This window comes from Bradyrhizobium sp. STM 3566 (assembly GCF_045571445.1).
In the GTDB taxonomy this organism is placed as follows: domain Bacteria; phylum Pseudomonadota; class Alphaproteobacteria; order Rhizobiales; family Xanthobacteraceae; genus Bradyrhizobium; species Bradyrhizobium vignae.
Genome location: NZ_CP120692.1, coordinates 4,609,387 through 4,623,554 on the forward strand (window position 1 = coordinate 4,609,387; position 14,168 = coordinate 4,623,554).

Consider the following 14,168-nt stretch of genomic DNA (forward strand, 5'->3'; position numbering starts at 1 on the left):
GGCCAGATCATGACACTCCAGACCCGCATCCACGCCTCCCGCCGCTCGCCGACAGTCCTGGTCGCCGGCGGTGCCGGCTTCATCGGATCGCACCTCTGTGACGCGCTCCTGCAACGCGGCAGCACGGTGATCTGCCTCGACAATTTGTTCACGGGGACGGCCGACAACATCCGGCCGCTGCTCAATCATCCGAATTTCCGTTTCGTCGAGCATGATGTTCGCGATCCCATCGAGATCGAGGGCGATATCGACCGGATCTACAGCCTCGCCTGCCCGGCCTCCCCCCGGCACTATCAGACCGATCCGGTCGGGACGATGAAGACCTGCGTGCTCGGCTCGATCAACCTGCTCGAGCTCGCGCGGCAGAAGCGCGCTCGGGTCCTGCAGGCCTCCACCAGCGAGGTCTACGGCGACCCGGAGGTGCATCCGCAGCCGGAATCCTATCTCGGCAGCGTCAATCCGATCGGGCCGCGGGCCTGCTACGACGAAGGCAAGCGCGCCGCGGAGACGCTGATGTTCGACCACCGGCGCATGCACGGGACGGAGGTCAAGGTCGCGCGCATCTTCAACACTTATGGCCCGCGCATGCTCGAGAATGACGGACGCGTCGTCTCCAACTTCATCGTGCAAGCCTTGCGCGGAGAGCCGATCACGATCTACGGTCAAGGCACGCAAACCCGCAGCTTCTGCTTCGTCGACGATCTCGTGCGGGGGCTTCAGCTTTTGATGGAGAGCCCCGCCTCGGTCACCGGCCCATACAATCTCGGCAATCCGCACGAGGTCACGATCGAGGCGATCGCTCGTGAAGTGCTGGCCTGCACTGAATCGGCCTCCCCGCTGCGCTTCGAAGCGCTGCCAAAGGACGATCCCAAGCGACGCAAGCCCGTGATCGATGCCGCAGAGAAGATTCTGGGATGGCGTCCGCGGGTGGCACTGAGGGACGGTCTTCAAGCGACCATTGCTTATTTCGCGCTGCGTCTCGCCGGCGAGTCGCCCCCGCTCGTGCCGGCCATCGCCCCGCGCAGGGCACGCCATCCAGCGCGCGACCGGCTGACGATGTCCGATCAATCGTGACGGCGGATCATTGGGTTGCGCCCCGCTGCAGAGCGCCAGCGCAGGGTCCGCGATCTGAGCAAACCTAAAGCGCGATGAGATTTGGATGAATCGTCATCGCGCTTCAGCTTGTTGTTTACGCATGATCTTTTCCGGAAAACCGCTTCGCACTTTTCCGGATCATGCTTTAGAACGTCCCGGCCACGGTGACCCGGAATGTCAGCGGCTCCGCCGGGTGCAGCACGTAGTCCATCACGCCATTCCGGCAGACTGCCGCTGGAGCGGCGCCTGACGTGCAGAGATTGTAGAGCGTATCGGTCTTGAGCAGCGAACCATAAGCATAGGTGATCTGGTTCGCCCTCGCGTTGAAGAGGTTGAGCACGTCGAGCTGAAGGCGCCAGCCGTTATCGATACGATAGCCGAGGCGGCCATTGAAGATGCTGGTCGCAGAGGAGCGGAATGCGTTGTCCTCCGTCAGCGGGCTCGAGGCCAGATAGCGCCAGCGCAAAGTTCCGAACCAGCCGGTCTTCTCGCCCACCGTGACGCCGGCTGATGCCACCATCGCCGGCGCGTTCGGAATGTAGTTGCCGGGCGCATTGCCGATCTGCGCCTCGGGATAGCCGGCAAGCGAGGCATAGGCCTGTGCCTGCTCGCTGTCATAACCGCGAAAGCGCGCATGCGTCATTGCGAGATCCGCGTCGATATCGATCCACGACCATGGCCGGTAATGATTGCTCCACTCGAAGCCGTACCGACGGCTGGCGCGGGTTGCCGAGGTGTCGCCGGCATCGCCCGAGAACAGGATCTCGGAATCCTGATCGAGGATGAAGAGACTAAGCGAGGTGTCGAGGCCGTGAACAATCCTGCTGCGGATACCGATCTCCGCGCCCCTGGTGCGCACCAGGAGCGGCGACGGCGTGAGCCTTGTCGCGGGATCGGCGGGGTCTTCCGTCGTGGTCGCGCCGCGGGCATCGTTCGAGTGCATGCCGTAGCCGGCACCGAGGAAAAATTCGGTCTGGTTGAACGGACCAAGCACCATCCTGAATTTCGGACTGCCGAGCGCGGCATCGGCGCAGCCGGAATTGGCGGCATTGAACAGAGAGGTGACGTCAGCGGCGTAATAGTCGCCGCGCCAGCCCACCGTCGTCCTGAGCCAATCGGTCCAGCGCACCGCGTTTTCGGCATAGATCCCGACGCTCCCCTCGCCGACCTTGTCGCTGCGGATATTGGCGCGGAAGCCGCGCTGGAAAGTGTTGGTGAGCGCGAGATCGATCGCATCATAACGCGATTGCAGACCGAGGGTGATCTGCATCGGCAGGCCGGCAAACGAACCGTTCAGCGTGCGCGAGATGTTGGCGCCCGCCATCAAACGCTTGTCGTGCTGGTGGAACTGGTCGCCCAGCAGGGGATCGTCGAGAAAGTAGGTGAAATTGTTGAAGAGGTCGAGCTGGCTCTTCACCACATAGGCATTTGCTTTCCACGATCCCGTATCGTCGGTCTGCGCGATACGGCCGGAGAGCGCGAAACGGTCGGCGTTTCCACCGTCGCTCGGGTCTTCCGAACCGTACCGGTCGAGCAGGCCGCTGGTGATCGCGCGCTGCGGCACCTGGTCGGTCGAATTCCATTTGTTGACGTAGGCCATGCCGGTGATGGACACGCCGTCGGTCGCAGTGCCATGGCTGTAGCGCACGAGGCCGTTGAGCTTTCTCACATTGTCGGAGTTGTCCCACGGCCCGTTGTAGGTGCCCACTTCGCCGGCCACCAGCAGCGAACCGTCACCGAGCTTCGCCGAATCCATGCCGAGCAGACGGCGGTAACCAAAGCTGCCGGCGCTCACCTGCGCCAGTCTCCAGGTGCGATCGATCAGACCGATATGAACGCTTCCGACCGAGGCGAAATCGCCCTCGTCGGCGAAGTAAGGCCCCTTGCGCACGTCCATTGCGGCGACGGTTTCCGGGATCAGCCAGTTGAGATCGGCATAGCCCTGCCCATGCGCGTGGGTACGCATGTTGACGGGGACGCCGTCGACGATGATCGCCAGATCGGTGCCGTGGTCGAGATTGTAACCGCGCAGGAAGTACTGGTTGGCTTTGCCCTCGCCGGAATGCTGCGTCACGATCAGACCCGGCACGGCTTCGAGCACCTCACCAGGCCGCGAGATCGGGCGCGCGTTGATCTCCTCGCGGGAGACGGTGATCTCGCTGGCCGTGCCGGCTCCGCTCTTTGCACCCGAGCCGGCACTGCGCGCATCCGACGCCTGCGTCGCTGCTGGATACACGAGGATGCGGTGAACGGCGGGGGACGGCTTTCTGGTGCGGCGCGATGCGAGCGGCTTCTTGCGGACCAGCGCCTCGCCATCGACCTGGATTGGCGGAAGTTCGCGCGAGATGCCGGTGCTCTGCGCAAGCGCGCGGCCATTATCGGCGAGGAGCAGCAGGGCCGAGAGTGCAGTCAGCGCGCCGCCGCAACAACTAGGCTCACACCGCCTCGGTTGCATCGGCGCATTCCAAGACCTTCGTCCCGGCACAATGGCGGCCGTCCGCGAACATGCGGCGATAGAGCACGACCGAGACGAGCCATGCGATCGCGAATAGCGCGATCACGGCGAAGCCGACATTCGCCAGCGACTCGTTGAGGCCCTCGACCAGCGTCCACATACCGCCGGAGAGGCCGAGCCGATCCGCGATCAGGCCGAGCGCCTCGACGCCGCCGATGAACAGCGCGACCGCGACCGAGGCGCCCGTGATCGTGAGGTTGTACCAGAGCTTGCGCAGGGGATCGACGAAGGCCCAGCGATAGGCGCTCACCATCAGCGCGGAATCGGCCGTGTCGACCAGCGCCATGCCTGACGCAAACAGCGCGGGAAAGACCAGGACATCGGCGAGCGAGGCGCCACGCGCGGCTTCGCTGGCGGAGATGCTGAGCAGGCCGATTTCGGTCGCAGTGTCGAAGCCGAGCCCGAACAGGAAGCCGAGCGGGTACATATGTCCCGGCTTTGTCACCAGGCGGAACATCGGGCCGAGCAGCCGCGCCAGGATGCCGCGGCTGGCGAGCAACGCGTCAAGCTGCGCAACATCGTGGACGCCCTCCTCCCGTGCCGCGCGGAACGTCCGCCACAGGCCGACGAAAATGACGAGGTTGATGAGCGCAACAGCGAGCAGGAACAGCGCCGACACCGACGTGCCGATCAAGCCGCCGATCTCCTTGAGCAGGCTGTCGCCGCCAAGACTGACCACGCCCAGCGCAAGCAGCATGGTGGCGACAACGACCACGCTGGAATGGCCGAGCGCGAAATAGAGACCGACGCTGCGCGGCGCGCCACCCGCCTGCATCAGCTTGCGCACGACATTGTCGATCGCGGCGATGTGGTCGGCATCGACGGCGTGGCGGAGGCCGAACACCCAGGCCAGCAGTGCGGTCGCCATCACCGTCGGCCGGTCGCCGAACAGCATGAAGGCCCAAGACCACGTGGCGAGGTTGGCGGCGACGAGCCCGCCGAGCAGCGCCACAGTTCCGGGCTCGACCGCCCGCAAAGTTCGCATCGCCGCTCGTTCCATTCCCGACCCCACAGTATGACGTTTATCAAAATCCCTCATACTGGCAAGAGCAAGAGCTGGGCCACTTTCGACCTGACGGTTGAAAAGCCGCCAAGAACCGAAGCCAAATCACTGCTCTCATGGAAGAATTCTGCGCCCGGCTCATCATGACGCTGGGGTGGGATGGGGCGCTGCTATTGGCAACCTAATATCCACTTTCACGATCAAGTTGACGGTCGCCAGGTGATCACGCGCAGCACGGCATGGCATCCATTCAAGGCATGCAGACAGGCCAAGCCATCAAGCTTCCCGAGCAGGAGCTGCAGGACCGCTCCGTCTTGTTTGCGAAAGAGTCGGCTCGGTAGGTCGGAGCGTCCGCGCCGGTGCTTCGCCCTATTCAGCCGCCGCGGTCGCGGGTTGCGGTCGTCCGTCGTTGGGTCCCGTTCGCGCCATCTGCTCGTCGAGCCAGAGGCTATGGTGCTCGCGAGCCCAGTTGACGTCGACTTCGCCCGTGCCCATGGCCTCGAACGCACCTTCCATGCCGATGGTGCCGATATAGATGTGTGCGATCATCGCCGCGACGAACAGGACCGCCACGACCGAGTGGACGATCTGGGCCATTTGCATGCCTTCGATCCCCGTTGTGTAGAACGGGAACATCAGGACATAGCCGCTCGCAGCGACCAGTCCGCCACCGATCACGACGATCCAGTAGACCGCCTTCTGGCCGGCGTTGAAGCGATAGGCCGGCGGATGATCATGCCCGACGATGCCGCCGCCCCGCTTCAGCCACTCGACGTCCACCTTGTTCGGAATATTGCCGCCGATCCACATCAACAGGATGAGGACGACTCCGATGGTGAACGGGAAGCTCAGATAATTGTGGGCGTACTTGGCCCATAGCGACCATTCGGAGAAGTTCTCGAAGCCGATCAGCGGCAATAGCAACGGTCGGCCAAAGGTGATGTTCAGTCCGGAGATCGCCAGAATGATGAAGCAGGTGGCGGTCATCCAGTGCACGAAACGCTCATAGATATTGAAGCGCACGAGGGTGCGGCCGGACCGTCCGCTTTCGAGCCGCACCATGCCGCGGGTCAGATAGAAGATCACGAGCACCGCCAGCATGCCGATGATCGCGATGCCGCCGATCCAGCGCAGCGTGACGTTGTGGAACTCGCGCCATTGCCGCCCCTGCGGCTGCTCGAGAACGCCGGACCTCTGATCAGGGATGCTGACGCGACCCTGGATCCGCTTCAGCTCCTGCAGGAGCTGCTGCTCCTTGACCGAGCTCGCGGTCGGATTGACCTGCTGGGCGCCGACCGGCGCCGGAGCTGCCACGACGAGGAGGAGTAAAGCACAGGCGCCGACGGCCGCCCGGACGAACCTTGCAAACGACACCATGAGCTCCTCCTCAATGTCCGCGCGCGACCTTCGTCAGGATTCGATCGTCTCGCGATAGGCCGTCTTCCAGCCCCAGGCACCCGAGCCGTAACCGCGCTTCATCACGCGCTCCTTGTAGATCTGCGCAATGATCTCGCCGTCGCCCGCAAGCAACGACTTTGTCGAGCACATTTCGGCACACAGCGGCAGCTTGCCTTCGGCCAGCCGGTTCGCACCGTATTTCTCGTACTCCTCCTTGCTGCCATCGGCTTCCGGACCGCCGGCGCAATAGGTGCATTTGTCCATCTTGCCGCGCGAGCCGAAGTTCCCGACCTTCGGATATTGCGGAGCGCCGAACGGGCAGGCGTAGAAGCAGTAGCCGCAACCGATGCAGAGGTCCTTGGAGTGCAGCACCACAGCATCGGCCGTGGTGTAGAAGCAGTTCACCGGGCACACGGCCGCGCACGGCGCGTCCGTGCAGTGCATGCAGGCCATCGAGATCGAGCGCTCGCCCGGCTTGCCGTCGTTGAGGGTGACGACGCGGCGCCGGTTGATGCCCCAGGGCACCTCGTGCTCGTTCTTGCAGGCGGTGACGCAAGCGTTGCACTCGATGCAGCGATCGGCGTCGCAGAGGAATTTCATACGTGCCATCGTCGTTACTCCTAAGCCGCCGCGATTTGGCAGAGAGTGACCTTGGGCTCCTGCATGCCCGTCGCGGGGTCGTACCCGTAGGTCGTGATCGTGTTGGCGCTTTCGCCGAGCACGATCGGATCGGTGCCCTTCGGGTAATTGCCGCGAAGATCCTTGCCTGCGAACCACCCGCCGAAGTGGAATGGCATCCAGGCAACGCCCTTGCCGACGCGCTCGGTGACGAGCGCTTTCATCCTCGCCCTGGAATTGTTCTCAGCACCGGTGACCCAAACCCAGCCACCGTCCTTGACACCGCGCTCGGCGGCATCGGCAGGATTGATCTCGATGAACATGTCCTGCTGCAATTCGGCAAGCCACGGGTTGGTTCGGGTCTCCTCGCCGCCGCCCTCATATTCGACCAGACGGCCGGACGACAGGATGAGCGGGAACTGTTTTGCAATTCCCTTCTCCACTGCCGCCTTCTGCACGGAAAACCCGATATTCGGCATCCGGAACTGCTTGGCGTCGGGTAGCGTCGGATATTTGGCGACGAGGTCGACGCGTGGCGTGTAGATCGGCTCGCGGTGAACCGGGATAGGATCGGGCAAGCCGAAGGCATTCATGCGCGCCTTGCCGTTGCCGTAGGGAACGCAGCCATGCGCCAGCGCCACGCGCTGGATGCCTCCCGACAGGTCGAGCGCCCACGACACCGTGTCCGGATTGGCGGGATTGACCTTGTTGATGACGGCCATTTCCGCTTCGGTGAGCTCGCTGTCCCAGCCAAGCTTCTTCAGGCTCGCCAGCGTGAACTCCGGGTAGCCGTCCTGAATGCCCGACCCCAACGAGTACGAGCCGTCCGCAAGCAGGCTCACCTTCCGCGTCGTGCCGTCCGGCAGCTTCTCCTCGCGCTCGATGCCGAATCGCGGCCGGAACGTGCCGCCGCCGTCCATCACGTGCAGATTGGTGTTGTAGAGCAATGGCGTGCCGGGATGCTTGACTTCCGGTGACCCCCAGCACGGCCAGGGCAGACCGTAATAGTCGCCTCCGACCTCGGGATCGTCCTTCGGCGCCCGCATCGTCAGCATATCGAACTTGGCCTGGTTCTTCATGTGCGCCTTCAGGCGCTCGGGCGATTGCCCGCAATAGCCGGTCGACCAGCTGCCGCGGTTCATCTCGCGCAGCACATCCTCCGCTTCAGGAAGATTGTTCTCGACCTTGATTTTCTTGAACATCTGGTCGGCGAAACCGAGCTTCTTCGCCATCAGATAGATGACCTCGAGATCATCCTTCGATTCAAAGATTGGCTTCACGATCTGCTCGCCCCATTGCAGCGAGCGGTTGGAGGCGACGCGCGACCCCTTGCATTCGAATTGCGTGGCAACCGGCAGAATGTAGACGCCATCCTTGCGGCCCGCCTCGACGGCAAGCGAGGCCCAGGTCGTCGGATGCGGGTCGGCAATGACGAGCAGCTCGAGCGCCTTCAGGCCATTGAGGGACTCGGGAATGCGGGTGATGCTGTTGGAGGCGTGCCCCTGCACGAACACCGCCTTCACAGTGTCCTTCTGCGCGACCTGATCCTTCGGCAGCGTCACCGCCTCGAACCAGCGGGTCAGCGGGATGCCGGGGGTTTCCATGATCTGCTTGGAATCGAAGCGGGACTTCAGGAAGTCGTAGTCGACCTCCCAGACCCGCGACCAATGCTTCCAGGCGCCTTCGGCGAGGCCGTAGTAGAACGGCAGCGTGACGATATCGAGCCCGACGTCGGTCGCGCCCTGCACGTTGTCATGGCCACGGAAGATGTTGGCGCCGGCGCCGGCCTTACCGACGTTGCCGGTCATCAGGAGCGCGATGCAGCTCGCCCGCACGTTGGCGGTGCCGACGGTCTTCTGGGTCTGGCCCATGGCCCAGATGAGGGTTGCCGGCTTCTCGGTGGCGAACATCTTGGCGACTCGCTTGAGCTGCTCGCCCGGAATGCCGGTGACGCGCTCGACTTCTTCCGGAGGCCACTTCTCAACCTCTTTCTTGATGTCGTCGAAACCGTAGACGCGCTGCCGGATGAACTCCTTGTCCTCCCAGCCGTTCTGGAGAATGTGCCACATCATGCCGTAGAGCACCGGGATGTCGGTGCCCGGCCGCATCCGCACATATTCGGTTGCATGCGCGGCCGTGCGCGTCAGACGCGGGTCGATGACGACAAAGTTGGCCTTTTGCAGCTCCTTGCCCTCGAGCAGATGTTGCAGCGATACCGGATGGGCTTCGGCCGGATTGCCGCCCAAGACGACCTGTGTCTTCGCATTGCGGATATCATTGTAGCTGTTGGTCATCGCACCGTAGCCCCAGGTATTGGCGACGCCGGTGACGGTGGTCGAATGGCAGATGCGAGCCTGGTGATCGGTGTTGTTGGTCCCCCAGAACGCACCGAGCTTGCGGAATAGGTAGGCGCCTTCGTTGGTCATCTTGGCCGAGCCGAGCCAATAGACCGAATCGGGGCCCGACTTCTCGCGTACAGCCTGAAGCTTGTCTCCGATCTCGTTGATCGCGGTGTCCCAGGACACGCGTGTCCACTGCCCGCCCACGAGCTTCATCGGATAGCGCAGCCGCCGCTCGCTGTGCACGAGTTCGCGTACCGAAGCGCCCTTGGCGCAATGCGAGCCTCGATTGATCGGCGAATCCCAACTGGGCTCCTGCCCGATCCATACGCCGTTCAAGACCTCGGCCGTCACCGTGCAGCCAACCGAGCAATGCGTGCAGATGCTCTTGCGGATGGTCGCGCCTTCGGTGAGCGGACCGGCCTTGGCTGCTTCCGCCTTGCGCACGCTGCCGAGCGGCATGGTGCCAAGCGCAGCAAGTGCGCCGCCGGCAACACCGGATTTGCGCAGGAAGCTGCGGCGGTCGAGACCGCCGGCCCGTGCCGCTAGGGACTCGACAACGGAGCCCTGGCGAGGGGAATGCTGGTGTGTTCGCTTGATCAGCACGGTCAGCCTCCCTTAGCCGGATAACGATTGACGCGGTAAAAAGCCTTCACGTGATCGGATTCCTTGTAGCGCGCCTTGCGCTTCTCATCGTTGTTTTCGCTGTCCGCCTGTGCGGACCCGACCAACGGCGTCGCAAGCGTCGCGCCGACACCGGCCGTGCCCAAGCCGACCTTGCGAAGGAAATCGCGGCGTCCGACCTTTGCTTTCGTCTCGTCACTCATCGCATCTCTCCCGGACCGAGGCACCTCGGTCAGCTCGCGAATGTGAATGCTTCCGTTTCGATTTCGATGAAGGTCCGGCCGAGCGCGCCGACCGCTCGATAGAAGCCGGCATCCCGGGCGCTCTCGATGTCTGTGAACAGCCGCCCCATCCAGGGCGACACATGCTTTTCGAAGAAGGCGCGCTGCGCCTCGGGCGAGGCATCGAAGCGGCCGCCGGCAAGGCCCGCCATGATCTCGCACAGGATGGCGGCGTGATCCTCGGGCTCGGAATTGTTGGCAACCGGCTCGATGCCGAGCGTCGTCAGGTCACCGCGCAGGCGCGACAATGGCCGCTCGTTGAGAAAGCCCGTGAGATAATAAGAGGCATAGGGCAGCAATTCGCCGCGGCCGAGCCCGACGAACAGATCGAAATATTCCCGCTCGACTTTCGCTGCGACGGCACTTGCAGCGGCCTCGGCCAGCGCCGCATGCGCGCGCCCGAGGGGCGTCGCGTCACCGCTCAAGGCCGCGAGCTGATCGAGCAGTCGCTTCGACGGAGGCGCGGACAGCAGCAGCGCCAGCAACGCGTATTCCTGCGCCCGCGCCGCATCGATGGGGTCGACGAGCTCAGCGGATCCGGCTTGTTCGCTGTAGAGATCGGGCCGCAGATCATTCCGGGAAACGCCGGTGGCGGCTTCGACTGCAACCACCCGTTGTGCGGGCACGCGGGTCCAATTCGATACGGAGGGCTGGCTGATGCCTATTTTGCGCGCAAGCTGAGCAATGCCGCCCGCGGCGTCGATCGCGCGATCAAGCCCGTCATCACGCACGTGGACCTCCCATCCAAGTCCCGTCTGCTTGATTATCGCTTTTGTTACAAAGCAGTAGGCAGCGTAATCCCGGTTCCACTGACCGTCAATCGCCTGCCATAGCCTGGGCCTATAGCCTTTGGTCGAGTTGCTCAGCGCGGCAGTGCACCGCCGTGCGTACGGGGCCTGACGGGCTCGGCAGATTCTGCAGATCTGTCGACCACTGCTGGTTGCACTGCAGCAGGGATTGCCGGGTGCTCGGTCTCATCGGGCGGCTCAGCGACATTGGAAACCGCTGTTGCTTCGGCTTGATGCAATTCCGCCGAGGAATCTGCCGTTTCGATCGACGCCTCGGGGAGAGACTGGGCCACCTCGCGCACACCACCAACTATGCGATCGACCAGTGCGGCCAGTTCCTCCGACGAGCAATCCAGTGGTCCAAAACCCGGCATCGCAGTCGGATCGTTGAAGTCCCATGCATTCTCCGCAAGCCCGACGAAGTCGCGGATGGCGGGGTCGGTCGCCCAGGCGCGGCGAAGAGCCGCACGGCTCAACTCCCGAGGAACACCTTTGCTGAGAAAGGCCGTGATGTCGGTCGCCGCATTGATTTCGTCGATCGACGGCAGACAAGAGAGATCGAACTTGCTCTCGTCGTCCTTGGCCTCGGACGGCGGCATGGGCTGCGCCGGGGCAGGCTTCGCCGGCTCCGCCAGCGATGCGCGCTTGCGGCGGGACCAACGTGCAAGGAATTCCTCCTCACTCATTCCTGTCCGCCTTCATGTTCGCGCCGTGCCAGCGCCTCCGGGTCGGCGCGGCGCCGCGTACGCTTGACGAATTCCCGCTCGACATGGTGCTCGGCCACGAAGCTTTCAATCGCTTCGCGCAGCACCTCCGGCATCGGCACGGCCTCGACGAGATTATCGGCGGCTTCGGTAAAGCCTTCGCCCTCCGCGGGGTCGGCGGTCACCGCGGCGACGGCATAGGGCCAGGGGCCCTCCGAGGGCGACAGCACGGTCCAGATGCTCGGGCTACCCGAGGCAAGATTGTCGCGATAGCGCGCGGTCTCGGAAGGATAGAGATCGACGGTGGCACTTCCGGCATAGAACATGGTCGTGCCATCCTCCTCGCGAAGCACGGTCCAGGGTTGGGTCACCGGCTCGTCTGGCAGGACGGCAATTCCGCGCCAGATGAAATCGACCCAGGGCGAAGCGGCCTTGCGCCGCTCGACCACGACGCCGACGGCAATCGAGAGGGACGGCAGCGCCGCAGGGCTCATGTCACCATCTCCAGGCATTTCACCGGCAGCCCGGTCAGAAGATTCTGCGGCTTCATCCGGAGCTTCTGATCCGCCGTCATCGACAGGATCAGGTAGACCGGTTCACCGCTGACATCGTCAAGCGCACGCCTTGAATCCGCAAGTGTCAGCCGGAACAGCGCAAGCACACGATCGGCGTCGCGCTCGCCGAGGTCGTCACCGTGCCACAGCCGGTCGCCAAGCCTGGTGGCATCGGCATCGAGCCCGACATACCAGGTGAGCTTTGTCTCGCGCAGCGCCCGCAGCGGCTCGATCACGACGTCGATGCCGAGCAGATGGGAGACCCAGCGCGTCATCGCCTGCGCCAGCGCAGCCGGTCCGCGGCCGCCGGCCGTGAGGTCGAGGGCCATGTCGAACTGATCGCTGCGCTGCCAATAGGCCTCGGCATTCTCCTCGCTCAACACGTCGACCACAGCGTCGGTGGTGGCGCCCAGCATCGACATCAAAGAGAGCACCGGGGTCGGGCTCCGGCCGCCGACGATCTCCTCGTCGCCGAGCAACAGGGCGTGCTCATGCGGCAGGATGCGTTGGGTCCGGAAGAACAATTCGGCCGCGCGCAGCACGAACGGGTCATCGCAGCCATCGAGCGCGTTCCGCAGGATGACGTGCACGAGCTGGTTGACGAACAGCGGCGGCAAATCGTTCGCGCCGGATCGCACCGATGCAAGATAGGCGGCTTCGAGCGTCGGATGCCGCAACAGAAGATCGCGAAAGGCCAGCACGAACTGCCAATTCTCCCGGGCATCCGCATCGACAATCCCGGCGATTTCACCCGCGCTGACCGCCTGGCGCGGGTCGGCGAGCAATTCGCGGTGCAGCCGGCGTTCGATCGGGCACGCGTCGTCCGGCGGCATCAGTTCGGGACGGGCGAAATAGGCCTTGAGGAACTCGTCGGTGACACGGAGCCCACCCCCCTCCTCGCGATCGAGCAGGTGATGGCCGCAGGCGATCCAGAAATCGTTCATCTGATGGTCGGCTCCCGGCCCAGATCCGCAAGCTTGAGATCGCCATCAGGCAGGAGGTCGTCCTCCATTTCCATGAACGAGAATGCCTTGCCGTGCCCCTGCCCTTCCCGGAGTTGCAGCCGGCGGAAGGATTCGCGGACCTCGCCATCGCTCAAGGTGCGATGCACTGCAATAAGCGAGCTGATCGGATGGCTGCAGAGGGATTGCGAGAACGCCACCTCCTCTTCCGCCGCCGCCTTCGCTGCCGCCATGTCCGGCGCGCCGAAACGATCGACGAGTTGCCTCGCCAGGAGATCGACCAGGCCGCGGTAATCGTCCTCGGTCGCCGGAACGATCTGCGCCAGCGTCGACCAGCCCCAGGATTGCACCCCGAGAAAACCACCGCGAAACGCCGCCCGCGCTTTCCCCTCGAGCTTCGCAGCGTCGCACTCCCAGAAGCGGAAAGCGCCGGAGACGGCCCATTCGCCTGGCTCCGCCGCCACGTCGAACACGAAGGTGTCGGAGGGATCGAGCGCGATGGTACGCAGGAGCTTCACAGGCGTGGTCCTCCGAGGGCCGGATCAAGCCAGGATGGCGTCGCGAGCGCCTGGACGAGGTCGCTTCGCTCGATCGTATCCGTCCCGATCCGGCGCGTCAGGACATCGCCGCAATCATCAATGCGCTGAACTGCCTGCCTTTCACGCGGCACCCGCGTAAGATAATCGCGCGCGACACTGTCAAAGCCGTCGACCCGCCATCCGTCCAGCGCCAGCATCAGGTGCCTGGCGAAGCTCTCCGTGATCTGCGCTGCGCCAGCCTCGCCAAATCCTTCCTGGTCGAGTGCCGAGGCCAGCGGGTGAACGCCTGGATCGTCATCGTTCATGGCAACCGTCCGGATCATGGCCCCGAACACCAGCCAGGACGGCGGCGCATCCTCGCCGGCGGCGGAAGGCCAGCCCATCCGTCCGCCGCCGACCAGCCCTCCGTCGACCCTGACCTGATCCGGCCAGCTGATCGTGATGGGCTTGCTCGGCGGCGCATAGGCGCGAAGCGCATCCGTGAGCGCGACCATACAAGCGTAGAACGCGCGCCGCGCGCTGCGTAGCGGCTCGGCCGGCTCGAGCACCACGGCGAACTCTGCCAGGTCGAAGCGGCCGACATAGACCAGCGTTCCGGCTCCGCTCTCCGGTGCAATGCGGCATGCATGGGCAAAAGCATCGCCACTCTCGCGCAGCCGCACCAACGTGAACGGCGGCGGCAGGTGGATCGGTTCCGCCAGGGAAACATGGCTCACTGGGGTCGACGGCAGGCCGTCCTCCGCTTTCC

13 protein-coding genes are annotated in these 14,168 nt (G+C 64.1%); 1 reads left to right on the top strand and 12 read right to left on the bottom strand.

The features are described from left to right. Positions 1–9: 9 nt before the first annotated feature. The gene (locus tag P6U27_RS22380) at positions 10–1,074 is read left to right on the top strand and encodes a UDP-glucuronic acid decarboxylase family protein (protein WP_122403929.1); all 1,065 of its coding nucleotides are present in this window, start codon (positions 10–12) and stop codon (positions 1,072–1,074) included. Between the two features lie 166 nt (positions 1,075–1,240). Here the strand turns inward: P6U27_RS22380 and P6U27_RS22385 are convergent, their stop codons facing one another. The 12 genes from P6U27_RS22385 to P6U27_RS22440 form a co-directional block, all read right to left on the bottom strand. Continuing rightward, complete coding sequence (locus P6U27_RS22385; protein ID WP_407192623.1) at positions 1,241–3,550, bottom strand: TonB-dependent receptor; 2,310 nt, start codon at positions 3,548–3,550, stop codon at positions 1,241–1,243. Then, positions 3,531–4,595, bottom strand: a complete 1,065-nt coding sequence (locus P6U27_RS22390) for a HoxN/HupN/NixA family nickel/cobalt transporter (protein WP_407192624.1) — start codon at positions 4,593–4,595, stop codon at positions 3,531–3,533. Before P6U27_RS22390 ends, P6U27_RS22385 begins: the two co-directional genes overlap by 20 nt. A gap of 387 nt (positions 4,596–4,982) precedes the next feature. Beyond that, positions 4,983–5,990 carry a formate dehydrogenase subunit gamma gene (locus P6U27_RS22395; RefSeq protein WP_407192625.1) on the bottom strand — a complete coding sequence of 336 codons (1,008 nt, stop codon included), beginning with the start codon at positions 5,988–5,990 and terminating at the stop codon, positions 4,983–4,985. Between the two features lie 33 nt (positions 5,991–6,023). Beyond that, complete coding sequence (gene fdh3B / locus P6U27_RS22400; RefSeq protein WP_122403933.1) at positions 6,024–6,620, bottom strand: formate dehydrogenase FDH3 subunit beta; 597 nt, start codon at positions 6,618–6,620, stop codon at positions 6,024–6,026. An 11-nt stretch (positions 6,621–6,631) separates the two neighbouring features. Further along, the gene (locus P6U27_RS22405) at positions 6,632–9,574 is read right to left on the bottom strand and encodes a formate dehydrogenase subunit alpha (RefSeq protein ID WP_164937000.1); all 2,943 of its coding nucleotides are present in this window, start codon (positions 9,572–9,574) and stop codon (positions 6,632–6,634) included. Positions 9,575–9,576: 2 nt separating this feature from the next. Further along, a complete protein-coding gene (locus tag P6U27_RS22410; protein WP_027571964.1) occupies positions 9,577–9,795 on the bottom strand; it encodes a twin-arginine translocation signal domain-containing protein in 219 nt (72 codons plus the stop codon). A gap of 29 nt (positions 9,796–9,824) precedes the next feature. Further along, positions 9,825–10,604: a molecular chaperone TorD family protein gene (locus tag P6U27_RS22415; protein WP_407192626.1), complete on the bottom strand. Its 780-nt coding sequence runs from the start codon at positions 10,602–10,604 to the stop codon at positions 9,825–9,827. Between the two features lie 131 nt (positions 10,605–10,735). Then, positions 10,736–11,347 (bottom strand): DUF3306 domain-containing protein, encoded by a 612-nt coding sequence (locus tag P6U27_RS22420; RefSeq protein WP_407192627.1) that lies wholly within the window; start codon positions 11,345–11,347, stop codon positions 10,736–10,738. After that, positions 11,344–11,859 (bottom strand): DUF3305 domain-containing protein, encoded by a 516-nt coding sequence (locus P6U27_RS22425; RefSeq protein ID WP_122403937.1) that lies wholly within the window; start codon positions 11,857–11,859, stop codon positions 11,344–11,346. The genes P6U27_RS22420 and P6U27_RS22425 overlap by 4 nt, the downstream gene beginning before the upstream one ends. Then, positions 11,856–12,863, bottom strand: coding sequence for a DUF6352 family protein (locus P6U27_RS22430; protein ID WP_407192628.1), 1,008 nt, complete (start codon positions 12,861–12,863; stop codon positions 11,856–11,858). The genes P6U27_RS22425 and P6U27_RS22430 overlap by 4 nt, the downstream gene beginning before the upstream one ends. After that, positions 12,860–13,399 carry a DUF6505 family protein gene (locus tag P6U27_RS22435; RefSeq protein WP_407192629.1) on the bottom strand — a complete coding sequence of 180 codons (540 nt, stop codon included), beginning with the start codon at positions 13,397–13,399 and terminating at the stop codon, positions 12,860–12,862. Before P6U27_RS22435 ends, P6U27_RS22430 begins: the two co-directional genes overlap by 4 nt. Further along, positions 13,396–14,136 carry a biotin/lipoate--protein ligase family protein gene (locus P6U27_RS22440; protein ID WP_407192630.1) on the bottom strand — a complete coding sequence of 247 codons (741 nt, stop codon included), beginning with the start codon at positions 14,134–14,136 and terminating at the stop codon, positions 13,396–13,398. Before P6U27_RS22440 ends, P6U27_RS22435 begins: the two co-directional genes overlap by 4 nt. Positions 14,137–14,168 lie beyond the last annotated feature (32 nt).

Excerpts from the sequence above, each read along its gene's own strand:
- P6U27_RS22380 (WP_122403929.1), top strand. The coding sequence starts at position 10 with ATGACACTCCAGACCCGCATCCACGCCTCCCGCCGCTCGCCGACAGTC.
- P6U27_RS22385 (WP_407192623.1), bottom strand. The coding sequence starts at position 3,550 with ATGCAACCGAGGCGGTGTGAGCCTAGTTGTTGCGGCGGCGCGCTGACT.
- P6U27_RS22390 (WP_407192624.1), bottom strand. The coding sequence starts at position 4,595 with ATGCGAACTTTGCGGGCGGTCGAGCCCGGAACTGTGGCGCTGCTCGGC.
- P6U27_RS22395 (WP_407192625.1), bottom strand. The coding sequence starts at position 5,990 with ATGGTGTCGTTTGCAAGGTTCGTCCGGGCGGCCGTCGGCGCCTGTGCT.
- fdh3B (WP_122403933.1), bottom strand. The coding sequence starts at position 6,620 with ATGGCACGTATGAAATTCCTCTGCGACGCCGATCGCTGCATCGAGTGC.
- P6U27_RS22410 (WP_027571964.1), bottom strand. The coding sequence starts at position 9,795 with ATGAGTGACGAGACGAAAGCAAAGGTCGGACGCCGCGATTTCCTTCGC.
- P6U27_RS22420 (WP_407192627.1), bottom strand. The coding sequence starts at position 11,347 with ATGAGTGAGGAGGAATTCCTTGCACGTTGGTCCCGCCGCAAGCGCGCA.
- P6U27_RS22425 (WP_122403937.1), bottom strand. The coding sequence starts at position 11,859 with ATGAGCCCTGCGGCGCTGCCGTCCCTCTCGATTGCCGTCGGCGTCGTG.
- P6U27_RS22430 (WP_407192628.1), bottom strand. The coding sequence starts at position 12,863 with ATGAACGATTTCTGGATCGCCTGCGGCCATCACCTGCTCGATCGCGAG.